The following is a 16,942-nucleotide window of genomic DNA, read 5'->3' on the forward strand; positions in this document are numbered from 1 at the left end:
TGTCAATTTTTACAATACATTTGTACTATCCGTGGGTAGCGATCGCACTCCTGCAAGTGCCTTAACAAAAGTTCATACAGTGTCGATTACTTTTGTCCGACTACTTAACGACTTCTTCAGCAGCTAATTGAGCTTGTTGTTGTACTGTATCAACAGATTGTTTAGTACCAGCGATCTCTTCTTTCGTTTGTTGCTGTCCTTCTTGTCCTAATGTGGCAGCAGCAGAAGCTCTGGTAATTTGGCGATCGACTTCGTTGGTTGTGCGATCGATTGGATTAACAGCTACATCAGAATTAGCTAAAGTTTCCTCTACACCTTGACGGGTAGCGATCGGATCTGGAAAACCTAACGCTCCAGATGCTTCATTAATGGCTGATTCCAGGTCTTTATTAATAGTTTCTTCCAGAGGTTTGATTTTGTCTGTGATGACTTGGCTGATGTATTGTTCGGCTTGATTAATGTAACGCTGAACTTGCCCTACTAAGTCGGACAAAGGATTATTTTTGAGGAAGTCTAGGGAGACAGCAGCAGCAGGAGATGATGATATTCCCCATAACAAACTACTGGCTACAATTGCGGTCACTATCTGTTTCTTGGACTGCATAAAATTCTCCTTGATTTAACTAAGTGGCTTTCACGCCAGCGACAAGTTTTTTGGCATATTCTGTAAGCGCAATCAACTTGTCTGAGTGTTGAGCCATAACTTTTGTGCGTGCCGCTTGTTCTTCAGGATTATTAGCTACAACGCCTAACAAATGGGGCGATGGATAATAGCGGCAGTATGTATAAATTCCACTATCATCTAATAGCCATTGAGAGTACATCCCAGCTTTTTTGGGAAAGAAACTTTCTGTAGAGTTGCGACTAATAATTTCAGGTGGATATTTAAGGATTTGTACGAAGCTGTCAACGGCTGTTGGTTGAATTCGACCGATCAAACGGGTAGTGAGGTTTTGAAAAATTTTGGCTCCACTGGGAGATTTAGCAATTGTGTCTGGGTCTTGAGCAGATAAAATGACTCGAATTCCAGCTTTGGCTCCGTTCGCACAAAGCCTGCCTACCAGAGCGGCAATGCTATCGTATTCAAATAAAATCGGGCTTTCATCGATGAAGAATATGGAGGCAGGAGCCGCCAAAGCTCTCCTTAAAGCAGCTGAATAAGCTGATAGGGAAAGGATAGCTGCATCTTCATCGTTGGAAAGATTTCGCAGAGCAAAAACTAATAATCTGGCATCGCTGCGAAAAGTTGAAGGGAAAGAAATCGCTTTACCGACTCGCGATGCCATCCAAAATCGCAATCGCAATTTAATTAATGGCAGTGCGGTTTGAATATCTCCGACGATCGTATCTAGTTGCAATCGCTCCGAGGAGCAATAATTTAAGAAATCGGATAACGTTGGCGTAGCTTGCCATTCGGGAGAACCAAAGCCGTTGATAAATGCTTTGGCATAGCGATCGCGAATTTGCCAATCGCCAAAAAACTCTTCCAAAGCCAGTGCCAAAATTGAGCGAATGGTGTCCGATAAAGCTTGCTCTCTAGCACCTTCACCACGCTTGGTTCCTACAACCATTGCCATGAGAGCGGAAGTGAGAAACTCTTTATAGTCTTCAAATCGTTCTTGCTGAAGTTTCGGTTCGAGGGTGCTGAGGTCTGGTAACTCGAATAAATTAGAGCTTTCCTTACCAATGTCGAAATAGGCACCATCTGACCCCATGAAATAGGTGTAATCGGTAAAAGTGCTAGTCCCATCTGGTTTAGGGTAATCGAGAGCGACAACGGGCATCCCCTGAGCTAGGGCTTGGGTCAGAATTCCTGCTGCCGTGACAGACTTACCGCTGCGAGTCGTACCAAATAGCCCTAGATTTTTGTGTTGCGTGAATAAATTGAGGAATACTGGCGTACCTCCTTCCTCTGCAATCAACTCAAAGCCACAATTGTCACCAGAACGGGTGCGAACTAGAGCCATAAAACCAGGAGCTTCGCTGCTCAGGTAAGGCAGGCGGCGGTTAAAAGGAGCGGTTAGTAGCCTGTCCCAGCAGATGGGTAGTGTTTGCAGCCATAGTTTCCAAGGGTATTCGGTTTCCCGTAGCACCCAAGCTGGACGCAGAAACAGCGACTGAATGTGGCGGCAGTCGTCATCCAGCTTGCTGCGGCTGTCGCGGTAGACTAGGAAAGCGACGGCGGTGTGGATAGTGACAGCACCTCGATATAGTTCGGCTTGGGCTGCGATCGCATCTTCTACTTTCAGTAAGGAACCAACATCAACCGAGTTCTGTTCTTTCGCCAGCTGTGCCGATACGGTTGATTGCTTGGTGATCCGCTGCATATTCGTCTTCACCAAAGTGTCATTAGCCCGCATCATCTGGCAGAAAATCTCAGTATCGTAGATGTCCTCCCGGCGCATCACGTTGTCCCAAAAGTATCTCAACTGTTGTTCTTTGCTGACCCAACCTCCTGGCTTATCAACAAAAGTCAGCACTCCAATGTATTTACCGTTAACGTTTACCCACCGTCGGTCTGCAACAGGTACGCTAGAATGCGATTCCATTAATAAAGTGACCGGCTGAATTTCCGAATAAACGTCTTCTCGCAACCCATCTTCATCTAGCACCAACAACTGGGGTACTGGAATTGTTGGTGTATTGTTAAACCTCTGCCACAAATGCGCCCATAATTCAACAGCAGTTAATGGGCGAATATCTAACCCCATTTTGTTAGCCAGCAATTGTTCCCAGATTTGAAATCCATCCGTAAAAGATGAATAAATCAGTTTCTCAACTCGAATGTATTGGAAGTGCTGCAATTCACCTGTAAATTGCTTCCACGATCGTTCAAGTTTGGCTAAAGCTTTTTCAATCAAATCCGTTGTTCCCTCCGTATCTGGCTCAACGGTATAAGTGCCATATAAGCGTAAGAACTTTGGCTTGCGAATGCCCATATCCGTCAGTTCCTGTACCCGCTTGCGTTCACCCATGAGCAAATATTGCAGTTCTGTATTGGGTGCGTGTTGGCACAAGTTTTTCAATTCTTCTTGTCTGGCTGCATCTGACGTGAAAGAACCTAAGTTGATGGTTAACCGTTCGTTCTCCGGTAAGTCTTTTAAACTGGCTTCAATGGCATCAAAAATTGGCTCGATTTGTTCAGTTCTTAGAGTGGTATGAATACCTTGGCATTCAAAGCCGAACTGAAGCATTAAGCTGTTTTCACCTTTTTTGAGCAGGTAAGCACCTATCTTTCTACCTCTCAGTTCAATTTGCACCATTGACGCTAAATGGCATTCATCTTCAAAGGGCGTGGCTCTAACCTTGGTTTCTCCATCATTTATCCAGCGCTTGCCAATCTTAGTTTTGGTTTTTACCTTAATTGGTTGAGCCTTCTTTTTGTCTTTTTTCTTAAACCCAAACACAATCTCCCACCTTCTATCGTCGATATTTGTTAACTTTTTTGAATTGTCGATTTGGCGTAGGTTTTAGCATTCTGCGATACTGTCCAAATCCTCTAACCCAAAAGGGAGTGGAAATAAATTTTGACAAGAATTTCCAAGCTTTACTCCCTGTCAGTACCCACCAAGTAGAGATTCCCCAGCCAGCAATCACCCCAGTCCACAACCAAGAAAGACCTAAAATAAGTTTGCAAACCCAGTAACTTGTCAAACAAATACCTGCCCAAGGAAATATTTGATCGGCTGGGAATGGCCCCACTTTGGGAGCCTTTCCCAAAGTAGGGTTAACGGCTCGAAATCTTTTGTTATTTGATTCGGGCATCGATTTTTACCCAAAGTGGAGTTAACTAAAACGAAGATTAAGGAGCAGCACCAGGGCCACCAGCTGCACCACCAGTAATTAGTCCAGCTAAGATATCCCCTAAAGTTACTGTGACCAGAATAATTAGGGGAGTTCTGGCTAAAGACTGCCAATCTTCGTCATTTCTGGCTGCTGCAATTACTCTGACTAAAGCAACTGCTAAATACAAAACAAAAATTGCTCGTAATGTGTTAAAAACGACGCTGTAAATATCAGTTCCACCAGCTCCAGTACCACCAGTAGCACCGTTAATTGGAAAAGCGCTACGCAGCCAATTTTCTGTTTGAATAAAAAATTGAGCGTGAGCAGGAGCGCTAGTAATATCCAACCACCACAGCGTTACTATCACTGTGCAAAGTAAAGGTAGAATGTTGACTTTATGGCGACGCTGCCAGCGCCAAAACCCATTAAAGAATTTGTTGATTTCGCAAGGCCATATTACCGATGCCGTTCCGATAATGCCAAGCCCAAAAGCAAGGAAACTGGTAACACCGCCATCTACCACCATGTCAATTAAAAGTAAGACTGTTGCTGTTGACATGAGTGCGCTAATAGGTATCCGTGCCAAAAAGCTTTGGTTTTTAAGCTGGCATGAACGCACGCCATAACGCGCAAATTGAGAAGTCATAAATTCTACTTTCTACTCCAATAGCTCGCTTACAAGTCTGTGAAACAGCTAGTTATTGTGAATTGCTGTTTGAATTCTTCTTTCTATTTAATAGCCCGACATTAACTGACTATCCATCTTTCTAAAGGCAGTAAAAAGCTATGCTATTTTTGTGTGCTTAATGGGAGAAAACTTATGCAACTTGAGGCGGAAAAACCACAATTACTTTGGGAATAGCGCTTCTCTGTCTTTAGGCGTAAAGCTTAGCTAAATTTAGCGGGAACTGTCGATTTTTAAGACTATACCGCCTTAGAAAAATTTAAAGATATTGTTCCCACTGAAGGTAGGTATTATTTTTGGGAAAACTTTGCTAGGAAATAGGTTATGACGTAAAAACTCAAGCGGACAAAATATTATGGACTGGCAAGACCTGGATTTATTAATAGAAACTGTTAAAGTCGTTTCCATTCAGTGTTCTGCTATAGAGCAGCCGAATACATTGAAATGGATTGATGAACGGTTGGCAGTTCCCAGGAAGTTGCCAGTATATGTTTGGAATTATGGACAAGAGGTTTTTGAAGTTTACGGAGCAAAGCTATGTCAAAAAGTCTGGGATAAGTTTCAACCAATTAATGACTGCTTAATTGACCTGGTTAACTTTTTGCTACAGTGCGAAGAGCCTGGTATCTTTGTGGTAGAAAATTTACAGTTTTTTCTAAATATTGTACCTCAAACAGACTCGCTCTGGTGCGCTCGCGCTCTAAAAATCAACGACAAACTCAGAACTATCTTTAATACCTGGCGCTTGAGTCAGTCACCCAAATACCTGATTCTGCTCTCGACAATGGGTGTGGATTTACCTTCACATCTGGTAAATCTTATCCCAGAATTGTGGAAGCCTCTGCCCAAACCTGAAGAAATCTTCTCAATAGCTAATGAGGTTTTAAATGAAGAAAGTGTAGATAAAAATGCTTCTGACATAAACACTTTAACTTTGGCTGCTTCTGGATTAACTGAAGAGGAAATCAAAACTGGGCTTCGCTTAGGTTTGAAGCGTTGTAGCACTAAGGAAAAAGACGCACTTTTCTTTTTACTTCAATATAAAATCAACCTACTTCGCAGCCTTAACTTAGAGTTCATACCCAAACCGGAAGTCAACAGTTTTGGGGGCTTGGACTTGCTTAAAAAAGCATTTATCGAAGTTAAAAACAAGTACTCTCCAGAAGCTCGTGCAAGCAATCTTCCCCTTCCTAAAGGATGCTTGCTAGTAGGTCCGCCGGGGACTGGCAAAAGTAGGGCACTCAAGGCTTGCGCTGTCCTACTGGACTTCCCGCTAGTCATGCTAGATGTAGGGACGATAGTAGCAGGCGGTCTAAAGTTCCTTAAAGAGGTGCTGCGGCGAGTGGAAGCACTTGAACCTTGCGTCATAGGATTTGACGAATTTGACAAACTCTTTGCCGCCTCAAATAATTCAGGAGAAGACATTGCCAACAGGCAAATTCTCGGTACGTTACTAACCTGGTTGCAAGAGAAGAAAAGCAAAACCTATGTAATTGCCACGCTCAACCGCCTCAAATCGCTACCACCAGAATTAACTCGTGCGGGAAGGTTTGATAGAAAATTTTATGTTGGTTTACCTCAAGCGATCGAACGGAAAGAAATCATCCAGTTGCACGCTTCCAGATATGATTCCCGCTATGATCAAAAAGATGGGCCATTAACTGAAAGTGAGTGGCGAACTCTGCTGAATACTTCCACAGTAAATTTTAGTGGCGGCGAACTTGAAGCAATAGTAGAAAGAGCGGTCAACAAAATTTTCCAACAAGCTTTAGCAGAGAAACACCAAACAATGCAAGCAGGACTGGCGGATGCAGTGACTCCTATAACCTTCAAAATAAATGCTGCTGATTTAATAGAAGCTGCCTCCTCAATTCATTCACTCTACTCGATAGACCCCGACCGAATCATTGCAATTCAAAACCAATCTAAATACTTTTGCGAACCATCGAGTAGTCCTGATAGTTCTAAATATGCTCCTCCTATCCAAACATTTTGGGGTCAGCCAATTTCTGTTTCCACAAATCTTGATTAGCCATGCAGCATAGTAAGAATTGGATTGATAAATTTATTGACTTGGTTGGAGTTTCTATAGGCTGTGTTTTGGTGGTCGGTTCCCTGACTCAAATTATTACCACCATACAAAAGCGATCGACTCGTGAAACTGAAAAGCCAATAGCTTACTTGGTAGTGGATAATCGTAAGGTTCCGCTACAGATTGCCCGGACTCCCCAAGAGCAGGCGCGAGGGTTGATGTATCGAGACCACGATTATGGCTTGGGAATGTTGTTTCCCGTCCAACCGCCAAGGGTCGTGTCCGTATGGATGAAAAATGTTAATGAGCCTCTTGATATTCTGTTTGTCCGTCAAGGTAAGGTAGTTGCGATCGCACCCTCTGTCCCCCCTTGTCTCGAAATCCCTTGCCCAGTATACAAACCGCCCGTTCCTGTTGACTTGGTAATTGAACTACCTGCTGGTAATGCAGATCGATTTAAATTATCTGTTGGTTTGAAGCTTGCTGTACTTACACCAACCCAACCACTAGCAAAACAACGAAGAGAGCCAACCTTATTCTCTGCTTTTATCAAAAAATGTGTAATGAGTACACATTTTTCCACAGAGCCAAATTTTTAAGGAATTTGTGAGGATCTTTAAGGAATTTGTGAGGATTTTTGAGGAATTCGTGAGGGACGTTGTTGCACTTCTTTTGGGGTGTTTCCTCAAGCATTCCTAAAAATTCCTCAAAAATTCTCACTATTGGTAATAAGTATAATTGCTTATTATTTGAATTGTAACCATAGAGCGATCGCTACTACAACCGGGGAAGTAAAAACCCATGCCTAACATCTTACGGTTCGCTCATTTGTTCGGGAGTTAGAGAAATTGGGTAATAGAACGTAAGAGGCATAGCACCAAAGGGAAGAAAGGAGTAGTCAGAGTTGGGGTTGCACCCAACTCTGACTACTCGCAGATAGTGTAGGGTACAAAGCTATGAGCAAAACCCTCAACGTCACCAACGAGCGAGTAGACGACATACCCCTGCTTTGTGCATTCCTTAAGCAGATGAGAGTCCAATCGCTACTGGATCAACACTTTCCCACCCACGGTAACTGGCAAGGTTTAAGTCTGGGATGGGTAGCAGTAGTCTGGTTAAGTTATATTTTGTCCCAAGCCGACCATCGTTTAAGCCACGTCCAACCTTGGGCAGAAAAACGATTAGAAACACTCCGAGGCTGTACAACAGATACACTCAGAGCCTTAGATTTCACAGATGACCGACTACAAGCAGTGCTGCGCTACCTGAGTGACGATCGCTCGTGGTCGGAATTTGAACGAGAATTAGGCAGCCAGCTAGTACAAGTGTACGACCTAAAACCACGAACTGCCTGTCTGGATAGTACCACTGCCAATACCTACTGTGGAGCCAATGCCGACGGCTTATTTCAGTATGGTCATAGCAAAGATCATCGCCCCGACTTGGCCCAAGTCAAACTGATGTTATCAACATTAGATCCTTTGGGAATGCCCATTGCTACAGAAATATTACCAGGAAATAAAGCCGATGACCCCTTATATACACCAGCGATTGAGCGAGTGCGCTCGACATTGAACCAATCTGGCTTACTCTACATCGGGGACTGTAAAATGGCCGCCCTTTCTACTCGTGGGACAGTAGTGGCCAACCAGGATTATTATTTATGCCCTCTGCCTGCTACTCAATTGACCACAGGAGAACTGGAAAATTACCTCTCGCCTGTGCTTTTGGAGCAGCAAGCATTAACTACGATTGATTATGATTATGCTAATGGCAACACCAAACCAATTGCTGTTGGTTATGAAACCCCAGTTACTCGTACTACCACAGTCAATGGTCAAGTTATTACTTGGACGGAACGGCTGTTAGTTGTTCGTTCCATAGCAGCAGCAGAATCGGGAGAACAAGCGCTACTGTCAAGATTGGAGAAAGCACAAGTAGCTTTAGCCCAGTTAAATCAACCAAAACGAGGGAAAAAGCGCCTCACTAATCTGCTATCGTGGCAACAAGCTGCCGGAGCGATTCTCCAACAATACCATGTACAAGGTTTGTTGCAATTAGATTATCAACTAACTCATACTAAGCGGTTGCGAAGAGGTTATCGCCAGCGAAAAGAGCAGATAGTCACTGAATCTAAAATCAACTTGGTTGTTACCATAGACAATGCTGCACTCAACCGACAAATCAGCTTATTAGGGTGGCGAGTCTATGTGACCAATCAACCAATTGAGCAGTTATCTGTGGCTGATGCAGTGATAGCTTATCGGCAGGAGTATTTGATGGAAAGAGGGTTTGGGCGCTTCAAAGGTTTTCCCTTATCTTTAACTCCGATGTATTTACAGCGAGATGACCATGTAACGGGTTTGATGCGTCTGCTTTCGATTGGTTTGCGTGTTTTGACTCTACTGGAATTTTCTGTCCGGCGCAATTTAGCTGCTCAAAAACAGAAGTTAGCAGGTTTATATGCAGCTAATCCAAAACGTGCTACTGCCAATCCTACTGCTGAACAACTACTGGCAGCTTTTGGTGATATTACTTTACTAATGATTGATGTACCTGAGCGGACTTACGTACATCTGACTTCTTTATCGCCTCTGCAACAAAGGATTTTGTCTCTGTTGTGTTTGCCACTAGAGATTTATACTCAACTTTCTGTTGATGATGCTGTTCCCTAGCTGGTTGAAAGGTTGAGTTTTGATTGATGAAAATTTAATAAAACCTTTTTTTACGAACATCAAGATGACTTGATGTAATTTTATTTGCGCCTTTTTACTGTTAAGAATAGTTTGACTGTCCACAACAGCCTGTTTGATTACCGGAGGCAGATAGTTTTTCTTTCAGAAAAACTATCTGCCTCCAATAAATGGTTTCTAGAGTCCATTTCCTCTAACTCCCGAACAAATGAGCGAACCGTAAGTTTTTAGTGTTGGTTTGCAGACAAATTGAAAATTTTTGAATGTATTTCCTGACGGGGCGACAACAATCTGTAAAACCCTTACTGAGTGAGGGTTTTACAGATTGTTGTCAAAAAAAATAGGTCAGCTAGGCGGGAGCTTGGGTGGAATCTCTTACGTTGTTGGCTGAACAAACTATATCGACAGGGTATTAATTTTTGGAACTTTTGTGAAGAGCGTTCGTCCCCTCAAGACACGAAATTCCCACCAGTGAACAAACGAGCAATGGTGTTAGAAATAACTACATAAACAACCGCCTAGCTAAATTTTTTCTCTGGTAAAACGATACCTTTTGACTGCTAATCCATTTCTGGCTTGTCGAGATTCTATGGCTGATATCACTGCCATAGACAACTCATATTCATCTTCAAACATTTGACCAGCTAATTCATCTTCCTTAATTCTTTGCCATTCGTTTGAAGTTAATAACCTTTGATTGCCGTAAGGCGTTGATCACTAAACCCCATCGCCGTCATCGATCGTCCGGTACTGGCGTTAGACTTTGAAAGTTTTAAACAGAGGGCTAAAGCCAAACCAACTAAAGCAGCGTAAGTTTAATTTATGATGGGAGTATTAGGTCCTTTGGAAACTTATACTAATTTCCCACAATTGATAGGAGTTTCTAATTAAAGATTTTAAGAAGCCTCTATCTCAATTTCATTGAAGGGTAAAAGCAATGTTGATTGGATAAAATCTCTAGTTTCACGCTTGACATAACATGGCGATTGAAGGCAATCTAACAACAATTTATTAGCGTAGCAATATGCTCGTAACATTCCCCATTCTTGCTCGGCATCTAATTGCCAATCATAATCAATATTGCGATATTTACGATTCAAGTCTTTAAGCTTGTCACCCCAAGCACCACTATCATGCTTATACCAATGGTAATATTTATCCCAACAATCGTAAACACCTTCTGGCAATTCTTCATCTAGTTGGATAAGTTCATTCTGGAAATCTTGATTATCAGTCAATGCTATGGCTGAATATAACGCATCAGATAAGGTGTAAAAATTAGTATCGTCAATCGGATGTTTGTTATACATTTCATCAATTTCATAATCCTCATCTCTTTCATAAAGGCTAATAGATGTAAATTCCTCATTTTCAGGGTTCCTGTTAGCAATGCGATTTAACAAAGATGCTTGAGCGCGAGCATGAGCCAAATTAAAATCTAAAGCTAGATTTGGATCGTCAAGAGAAGCACGGAAATTTCCCATACCAAATCCTGAAGCACATCCTTCATAGAAGCTTAACTGAATATTGGAATCTAAAGATTGTAATAGAGCGCTCATCTCTAAAAATTCCCAAGTTGAATCGAGAGGAGAGTTTGTATTATCTAATATGCAGATACCTACAGCTAGACAAATGTAAAATGCTCTAATTGTATTAGGCTGATGAGAGCTAGATATTTGACGAGATTTTTGACTAGCCCAAGTTAACAATTCTTGAATGGTTCTATTCTGTGCGGCTAGATCGATTTGATATTTCATTGATAGCAAAAGCACATCAGCACTTCTTAGCATCTCAGTAGTTAGCAAGAAAACTTCACGCCATTGTTTATAAAAAGCGTATTTGATTAAATTATTCAGAGCCGGATCGTTAAATCCATTTGGATTAGCTTTTGATACAATCTCTTTGGCCGCGAAATACTCGTGAAATGTTAAATGAGAGAATGAATAAACTTCTCTAGCTCGTTCTACTAATAACCCATGCTGCGCCTCAATAGATTTTAATACGGCTTCGCTATCTAGCGCTAAAGCTTCTGGAACTTGAGGAGATTCTGGCAAGTTTTTAATATAAGAAGCTATATATTCCTGCACATCCTGTTGCCTTCAGAAATATTCCCCCTTCTCAAAAGTTATTAAAGCTAAATAGCTAAGTAAATCTTCTTTGCGCGGTACAGAGAGATGTTTATAAGCGCTATCCCGTTCAATAATACGAGTAGCATCCCATTTCCTTAAAAGTGTATGAGTTGCCCTTTTGTATAACTCAGCACGACTATTAGGAAAGTCTCCAGCATCTTCAAATTCAATACATAACAAAGTTAGGAGAAGCGGGTTGTTAGCCAGCTCCTTGATTGATTGGTTCTTTTGGAGGTGTTCCATAAACTGTTGGTCAGAATTAGAGCTATTATTTTTATATGAAAACCACTTACTGACAAAGGTTTGGATTTGTTCTTGGTCGAAATCGGTAACTTCTACATCTGTAAAATGCTCAAATGTATATTCCTTGGCTGCAATTCGGCAAGTTAGGATAAATTTGTTATTAGGGAATCTTTGAGAAATATCACGGATTTCTTTTAAGACGTGGCGATCGTATTCTTGCCGAACTTCATCTAATCCATCTAGCAATAATAGTATCCGTCCTAGCTCAAACAACCGAACTATTTGGTTATTGTCAATGTGGTTATTAGATAATTCCTTACTAATGTAATCGAGTAAACTTATTTTAACATCAGGGTTGGCAAAGTCTTTGAGATATATGAATATGGGTACATAATTATTGAAAATATTTCCTGAAATACATTGAGTTGCTAGATACCTTAAAAAGGTCGTTTTCCCTGCTCCTGGCTTCCCTAAAACCATCAATTTATCATACTTGGTCACTGCCTCTAATCCAGGCACTCTTTCTTGAGCAACTTTAGGAAGTCCTAAGCGTTCAAAATAATTTAATGAAAATTCTTTGGTAAGCTCATCAATGCTTTTTCGTTGTTTATTAGTAATTTTCTCTAGAATATTGACAGTTGTATAAATATGATTGACTTCAATAGGGTACTGCATATCTAATATCCGCATTATTCCACATTTTTGAATAATGCTTGATTGACATCTTTGCCGAATATCTACAACTAGCTGCTCGATTGATTCAGGATTTTGAGGTTCGGATAAATCAGCAACATCTTTTTGATTTAGCTCAAGGATAGTACAGATTTTGATAAAATTTTCTTTCTCAATAGGCTTACTAGAGAAGAAGTTATAGATAGTTGAACTAGATAGTTGAACTTCAATTTCTAATTTTTCCTTAGTCCAACCTTTTAGACCGAGAGCAGCTTCGGCAGTTTTAGAACCTTCACGAGATAATCTCAAAGAACGTTTCGACATAATTAGTTTTCATCTGATTTATGGACTATTTCACTGTAGCAATAAGTTTTACAAGGTTTAGCTAAGAAATCTCTGACTTGTCTGTGACTTATCTCTGACTTATCTCTGACTTATCTTTAAAACGATTATTTTCCTCTCCTAATTGAAGTGGCCCACAAACATAAATAGTCAGACCTGCTTCCAAGGGGATTTTCGACCGAAATTATGGTGCAACTGAAAAGGGTTCAAAATTGTCGGTTCGCGCATAAGTTGAAAAAGAAGCAACGGCAGATATACCCTTTGAGCCACTTCATTCGCACATAAGTTGAAAAAAATCCGGCTCATTCGCGCATAAATTGAAAAAAGTGATGCCAATTCGCAGATAAGTTGAAAAAATCTACAGCCATTCGCAAATAAAGTGAAAAAAAACCATTCCGAAACCGCAGCCAAACAAGTTAGCACCCGTAAACTTTCTTAAACCAAATAGGGTGAGGGTCAAAATCCACAGCACTTTAGGCTACGAGTTTGGCCAAAATCCACCCAATCCCCGCCAGGGTCGTACCCACAACGTATAGACAGATATGGTGTTTCCCAACCCGATAGACTGGCACCGATGCTAGGGTACTGGTGATAGTTTTAACTAAATATTGGCTTGCTTGTACCAATCTTATGCTGGGGTAAGATTAATCAAAACTTCAACAAATCCACCGCTTTTCGTTTCACCTGTTCTCCACGTCTATCATATTTAGAAGTAATTGCTGGGTTAGAGTGTCCTGCTAGCTTTTGGACAGTGACGAGATCGACGCCTGCATCTAATAAATCGGAACAAAAGGTACGGCGAAAATCGTGTGGCGAAAATCTTGTAATCCCTGCATCATTGGCTAGTTTTCTCACAATCAATAATACCGCTTGGGGAGTTAGATGTCTTAGTTCTACTTGTCCCCCTTTCTGAATCGGACACAACAATGCTCCGGCTCTGTGGCCTCTAAAGGTTAGCCAATTGTTGACTAAATCAATGGCTATTTTGGGTAAATAAACCGAGCGGTCTTTGCCACCTTTACCGTTACATATTTCCAATTCGCCAGTCAGGGGATGAAAGTCTTTCAAAGTTAGATTAACCACCTCAGCCCGACGCAATCCCGCACCGCGCAGAATCCCAATTAGCGCCGCATCTCTCGCACCAACGGCACCTCGCTGTTCCTGACAAACTTGGAGTAGTTTAGTAATTTCAGCTCTCGTAAGCGCCCTACCCTTAAGTCCTTTTTCTACCTTGATACTCTTAAAATCTACAGCCTTAGCGTAGTCATTAGCATCAATCAAATCAAGCTTAAATGCTTCATGTAGCACTCGCCGCAGGGCAGATAGCATCTTATTCACCGTCGCCGGGGCAAACTTTTTCATTAGAGTAGTCCGAATCGCCGCCGTATGCTGATAACGCAATGCCGCCCAATCTAGCGTGAGAGCATCGCATTGCCCATCGGTGATGAGTTTGGCAATCGCATTGAGGGCAGGCTCCATCGTGGCTCTCGACCCCTTGCTCAATCCATCCAAGTACACCGCCGCCGGGTGCATCGTCAAGGGTTGGGGCGTTATCATAACCAATGACTTGAAAGATAGACGGCTCATAGGTTTATCGGAATAGTTGTTATAGATAATAATCAATTCTGCCACGAGTTCACCCCTGAATCTACGTGGAGTGGGGAAGCCAGGGGGAAACCGAGCGCAGCTTATTGAAAGAATCAACGCCACACCCAGAGACAACTTCTCCAATATTTCCCTTAGAAATTCAACCTACGATCGCTTATCGGTTTGCTATTGCTACTCTTGTTCTGACTGAGAAACTTGATTTTGCAAGTTAGCTAATTGCGTTTCTACTGCTTGTTTGATAGAAGCTTCCATAGAACTTTGCAAATCTTTTAATCTTTGTTCTAATTCATCCATACGTTGTTCTAAAGAAACATCATTATTCCTGTCTATACTAAATCTTGATACCCTGGTTGGTGGGATATCCAAACAACCATCAATATACTCAGTTAACAGAGCAGAGGCATTAGTTCCGCTACGCTTAGCCCACTGCTGAAAAGCTTGCCATTTATTAGGATCGATCCGAAAAGTTGCCAGTTTCTTTGCTGCCATAGTTCCCACTAATTTGTTAATCTCTAACTAAAGAATATCACCCGCGAATGTATATACGCGAAGGCGTCACCGATTGATGTATGTACAAAGTATAGAATTGTATAGCGAAGAAAGCGACCTTTTCAAGGAAACCCAAGCACAGTAGACCGTTTGCGGAATGGAGTAGCGCCTCTGGGAAGCTTAACTGTAGAGTTACTGCTGAGAAACCTCATCATACAAATCGTTCGGCAAACATCCAGTCGGCTGCTCGTGCGATCGTATCCTTGGTTAATCTGGATGTTCGGAGTCGTATTTACCGCAGCTGGCGTGATGATGAATCCTGCCTTGAACGGTCAAACCCTAACTTGCGATCGCAAAGTATCTACCCCCCAGACGGTTGAAGGTTCTGTATCCGGTCGCTGTCAGTTAGAGAGTGGTACTTTTTGGGATAAAATCATTCAATCCTTCGCTTTGAGCGACCTTCAGCGAGCAGAGGTAGAATCTTCCAGCAGCAGTAAAATGTAGCGAGTTGTGTTGCTAACCAAGCAACAGTCAGTGCCTTCAGGGGGCGACAACAGGGCTGAAACGCTTTTGAATCAAGCTTTCAGGCTGTTTACCCTACCCAAAAAAATTCAGCGATTATGACAGTCTTGTTGACAATGAATAGGCAAACTTTGAGCCTAAAATCCCTTTAATACGTTGCCCCGTCCCTAAATAGGCTCAAAGTCTGCCTATATTTTAAAGGGAGTGCAAAAGCTGAAACTATTGCTAACCATAGGTTGTAGCTCCCTTGTCGCCCCCTGAAGGTTATTTGCCTAGCTTTGGGAACTGTTCCTATCAAAACAATTTCCTCGTGATGGATATGGATACGACTTACGCACTGAGTACCAAACTACGCCATTCTGGGTCGTTATCAGCCTTTCCCATCAGAATCTCAATCTAATTACTCTTCCTCGTAATCATCATCATCTGCATAATATTCATCAGAATCCCAATTTAATTCCCCTTCCTCGTAATCATCATCTTCATCATCTTCATCATCAGCTTCTTCCAATTCAGTCATCCTACGAGCGATTTGGATACGCCGACCATGCTCACTTCTATAGGTATAAAGTGTTCCATGTTCAAAAATACATTGAAGCCAGATTTCCTGATACTGCAAATCAGTCCAACTAGAAGAAGGCATAACTAAACTCAATAACTTAGGTAGAGTCATCCGGTCAACAATGATTTTGTCCTCTAGTTGTAATTGCTGAATCTTTCGGTGAGAAAGAATGCTAGGGATATCCCGTTCAAAAAGCCAATTGTCTGGGTCTAAATCTTCTAACCACAACCGCTCGTCATCACCTAAATCAATCAGCATCCAGAGCGGTTCCAATGGATAAGGAGAAGTCGGATTAATATCATTAAAACGTTCGATTAACCAGCCAGCGGAAGTACTATCACCGACAGTATACTCGCCATTCTTCAAGCAAAACAGTTTCACATTTTGTACTTCTGACGCTCGCATCAAGTTAAGTTCAATAGCGCGGTTGATAGCTTTATCTAAGCTCCAGAAATCTTGATAATTTGACGCCCCTTCCCAGTGTTGTTCGCAGGTAGGGTCATCCCAACTCTTATCCCAATAGCCCAAATCCCAGACGCTCAGCCGAGGGTCGATGCGCTGTTTTTTTGAGGTTGACTTTTTGCGAGCTTTGGCTTGGATATATCCACCAAAACCTCGTGGTCGATAACGCTTGTTCAAGGTAGTGAATCCCTCAAGGTAAATAGTTTGTGCTGGTTAAACGTTTTACTTAGTAGCTCGTATCAGCATAAGCTAGTTTTGGGTCAAGTGGCCTGGAGCTCTCGCTAGAGCGAGCAAATAATCTAACAACTCTGCCGTACTCGTGCCAGTAGCCATATCTGTATAGTTATATCCATTGCCACCATACACAACTGCCCATTTAACCATCGTCAAATTTGGTGAGTGCGAAAGTTTGACGATGAGGTCAGTTTCAACCTCTCCCCCCACAGATCCGCCAGTGGAAGCTAGCAAAGAATAAGTAATCTGGCCCAGTCCGATTCAGTTCAATTTCCCAGAACCAATTAAGAATCATCAGCAACATCCTTAACCTTTTGAAAGCGCTTTTGAGATCGAATTTTGGACACCATCAGGCTAACCAAAAATGTGTAATGAGTAAGTAGTCGGACAAAAGTAATCGACACTGTATGAACTTTTGTTAAGGCACTTGCAGGAGTGCGATCGCTACCCACGGATAGTACAAATGTATTGTAAAAATTGACA

General features: G+C 42.0%; 16 protein-coding genes. 4 read left to right on the top strand and 12 right to left on the bottom strand.

All coding sequences use genetic code 11. The features are described 5' to 3' along the window. Nucleotides 1-100 precede the first annotated feature (100 nt). From H6G03_RS33725 to H6G03_RS33740, 4 genes are read right to left on the bottom strand one after another with little or no spacing between them, the layout of a single operon-like run. Entirely contained in the window at nt 101-604 is a 504-nt protein-coding gene (locus tag H6G03_RS33725; RefSeq protein WP_190474671.1) for a hypothetical protein, read from the bottom strand. Between the two features lie 19 nt (nt 605-623). Next, nucleotides 624-3,407, bottom strand: coding sequence for a hypothetical protein (locus H6G03_RS33730; RefSeq protein WP_199315618.1), 2,784 nt, complete (start codon nt 3,405-3,407; stop codon nt 624-626). A 13-nt stretch (nt 3,408-3,420) separates the two neighbouring features. After that, nucleotides 3,421-3,765 carry a hypothetical protein gene (locus tag H6G03_RS33735; protein ID WP_190474673.1) on the bottom strand — a complete coding sequence of 115 codons (345 nt, stop codon included), beginning with the start codon at nt 3,763-3,765 and terminating at the stop codon, nt 3,421-3,423. A gap of 37 nt (nt 3,766-3,802) precedes the next feature. Beyond that, entirely contained in the window at nt 3,803-4,432 is a 630-nt protein-coding gene (locus tag H6G03_RS33740) for a hypothetical protein (protein WP_190474676.1), read from the bottom strand. A 394-nt stretch (nt 4,433-4,826) separates the two neighbouring features. On the opposite strand from H6G03_RS33740, the gene H6G03_RS33745 reads away from it, so the two are divergent. The 3 genes from H6G03_RS33745 to H6G03_RS33755 all read left to right on the top strand — a co-directional run bounded on the left by H6G03_RS33745 (nt 4,827) and on the right by H6G03_RS33755 (nt 9,178). Next, nucleotides 4,827-6,503: an AAA family ATPase gene (locus tag H6G03_RS33745; protein WP_190474678.1), complete on the top strand. Its 1,677-nt coding sequence runs from the start codon at nt 4,827-4,829 to the stop codon at nt 6,501-6,503. Nucleotides 6,504-6,505: 2 nt separating this feature from the next. Further along, entirely contained in the window at nt 6,506-7,102 is a 597-nt protein-coding gene (locus H6G03_RS33750) for a DUF192 domain-containing protein (RefSeq protein WP_190474679.1), read from the top strand. A 357-nt stretch (nt 7,103-7,459) separates the two neighbouring features. Next, nucleotides 7,460-9,178, top strand: coding sequence for an IS1634 family transposase (locus H6G03_RS33755; protein WP_190474681.1), 1,719 nt, complete (start codon nt 7,460-7,462; stop codon nt 9,176-9,178). A gap of 914 nt (nt 9,179-10,092) precedes the next feature. Here H6G03_RS33755 and H6G03_RS33760 read toward each other — a convergent pair. The 5 genes from H6G03_RS33760 to H6G03_RS33780 form a co-directional block, all read right to left on the bottom strand. After that, complete coding sequence (locus tag H6G03_RS33760; protein ID WP_190474682.1) at nt 10,093-11,283, bottom strand: NACHT domain-containing protein; 1,191 nt, start codon at nt 11,281-11,283, stop codon at nt 10,093-10,095. Between the two features lie 12 nt (nt 11,284-11,295). After that, on the bottom strand, nt 11,296-12,564 hold the full coding sequence (locus H6G03_RS33765; RefSeq protein ID WP_190474685.1) for an NACHT domain-containing protein: 1,269 nt from the start codon (nt 12,562-12,564) through the stop codon (nt 11,296-11,298). Nucleotides 12,565-13,055: 491 nt separating this feature from the next. Further along, nucleotides 13,056-13,208 (bottom strand): nuclease A inhibitor family protein, encoded by a 153-nt coding sequence (locus H6G03_RS39620; RefSeq protein WP_190474687.1) that lies wholly within the window; start codon nt 13,206-13,208, stop codon nt 13,056-13,058. Nucleotides 13,209-13,230: 22 nt separating this feature from the next. After that, nucleotides 13,231-14,139 carry a tyrosine-type recombinase/integrase gene (locus H6G03_RS33775; RefSeq protein ID WP_242060521.1) on the bottom strand — a complete coding sequence of 303 codons (909 nt, stop codon included), beginning with the start codon at nt 14,137-14,139 and terminating at the stop codon, nt 13,231-13,233. Nucleotides 14,140-14,361: 222 nt separating this feature from the next. Further along, complete coding sequence (locus tag H6G03_RS33780; RefSeq protein WP_190474689.1) at nt 14,362-14,679, bottom strand: hypothetical protein; 318 nt, start codon at nt 14,677-14,679, stop codon at nt 14,362-14,364. A 150-nt stretch (nt 14,680-14,829) separates the two neighbouring features. Between H6G03_RS33780 and H6G03_RS33785 the strand changes: the two genes are divergently transcribed. Beyond that, the gene (locus tag H6G03_RS33785) at nt 14,830-15,183 is read left to right on the top strand and encodes a hypothetical protein (RefSeq protein ID WP_190474691.1); all 354 of its coding nucleotides are present in this window, start codon (nt 14,830-14,832) and stop codon (nt 15,181-15,183) included. A 418-nt stretch (nt 15,184-15,601) separates the two neighbouring features. On the opposite strand, the gene H6G03_RS33790 is transcribed toward H6G03_RS33785, so the two are convergent. The 3 genes from H6G03_RS33790 to H6G03_RS37605 all read right to left on the bottom strand — a co-directional run. After that, on the bottom strand, nt 15,602-16,402 hold the full coding sequence (locus H6G03_RS33790; protein ID WP_190474693.1) for a hypothetical protein: 801 nt from the start codon (nt 16,400-16,402) through the stop codon (nt 15,602-15,604). Between the two features lie 72 nt (nt 16,403-16,474). Next, on the bottom strand, nt 16,475-16,693 hold the full coding sequence (locus tag H6G03_RS33795) for a hypothetical protein (protein WP_190474695.1): 219 nt from the start codon (nt 16,691-16,693) through the stop codon (nt 16,475-16,477). A 50-nt stretch (nt 16,694-16,743) separates the two neighbouring features. Then, the coding region (locus H6G03_RS37605; RefSeq protein WP_206756662.1) for a hypothetical protein at nt 16,744-16,942 on the bottom strand (199 nt) is incomplete at its 5' end.

Origin of the sequence: Aerosakkonema funiforme FACHB-1375 (assembly GCF_014696265.1) — a bacterium.
Taxonomy (GTDB): domain Bacteria; phylum Cyanobacteriota; class Cyanobacteriia; order Cyanobacteriales; family Aerosakkonemataceae; genus Aerosakkonema; species Aerosakkonema funiforme_A.

What these genes read in the sequence shown, in the direction of transcription:
- H6G03_RS33725 (WP_190474671.1), bottom strand. Translation starts at nt 604, where the DNA reads ATGCAGTCCAAGAAACAGATAGTGACCGCAATTGTAGCCAGTAGTTTG.
- H6G03_RS33735 (WP_190474673.1), bottom strand. Translation starts at nt 3,765, where the DNA reads ATGCCCGAATCAAATAACAAAAGATTTCGAGCCGTTAACCCTACTTTG.
- H6G03_RS33740 (WP_190474676.1), bottom strand. Translation starts at nt 4,432, where the DNA reads ATGACTTCTCAATTTGCGCGTTATGGCGTGCGTTCATGCCAGCTTAAA.
- H6G03_RS33745 (WP_190474678.1), top strand. Translation starts at nt 4,827, where the DNA reads ATGGACTGGCAAGACCTGGATTTATTAATAGAAACTGTTAAAGTCGTT.
- H6G03_RS33750 (WP_190474679.1), top strand. Translation starts at nt 6,506, where the DNA reads ATGCAGCATAGTAAGAATTGGATTGATAAATTTATTGACTTGGTTGGA.
- H6G03_RS33755 (WP_190474681.1), top strand. Translation starts at nt 7,460, where the DNA reads ATGAGCAAAACCCTCAACGTCACCAACGAGCGAGTAGACGACATACCC.
- H6G03_RS33765 (WP_190474685.1), bottom strand. Translation starts at nt 12,564, where the DNA reads ATGTCGAAACGTTCTTTGAGATTATCTCGTGAAGGTTCTAAAACTGCC.
- H6G03_RS33775 (WP_242060521.1), bottom strand. Translation starts at nt 14,139, where the DNA reads ATGATAACGCCCCAACCCTTGACGATGCACCCGGCGGCGGTGTACTTG.
- H6G03_RS33780 (WP_190474689.1), bottom strand. Translation starts at nt 14,679, where the DNA reads ATGGCAGCAAAGAAACTGGCAACTTTTCGGATCGATCCTAATAAATGG.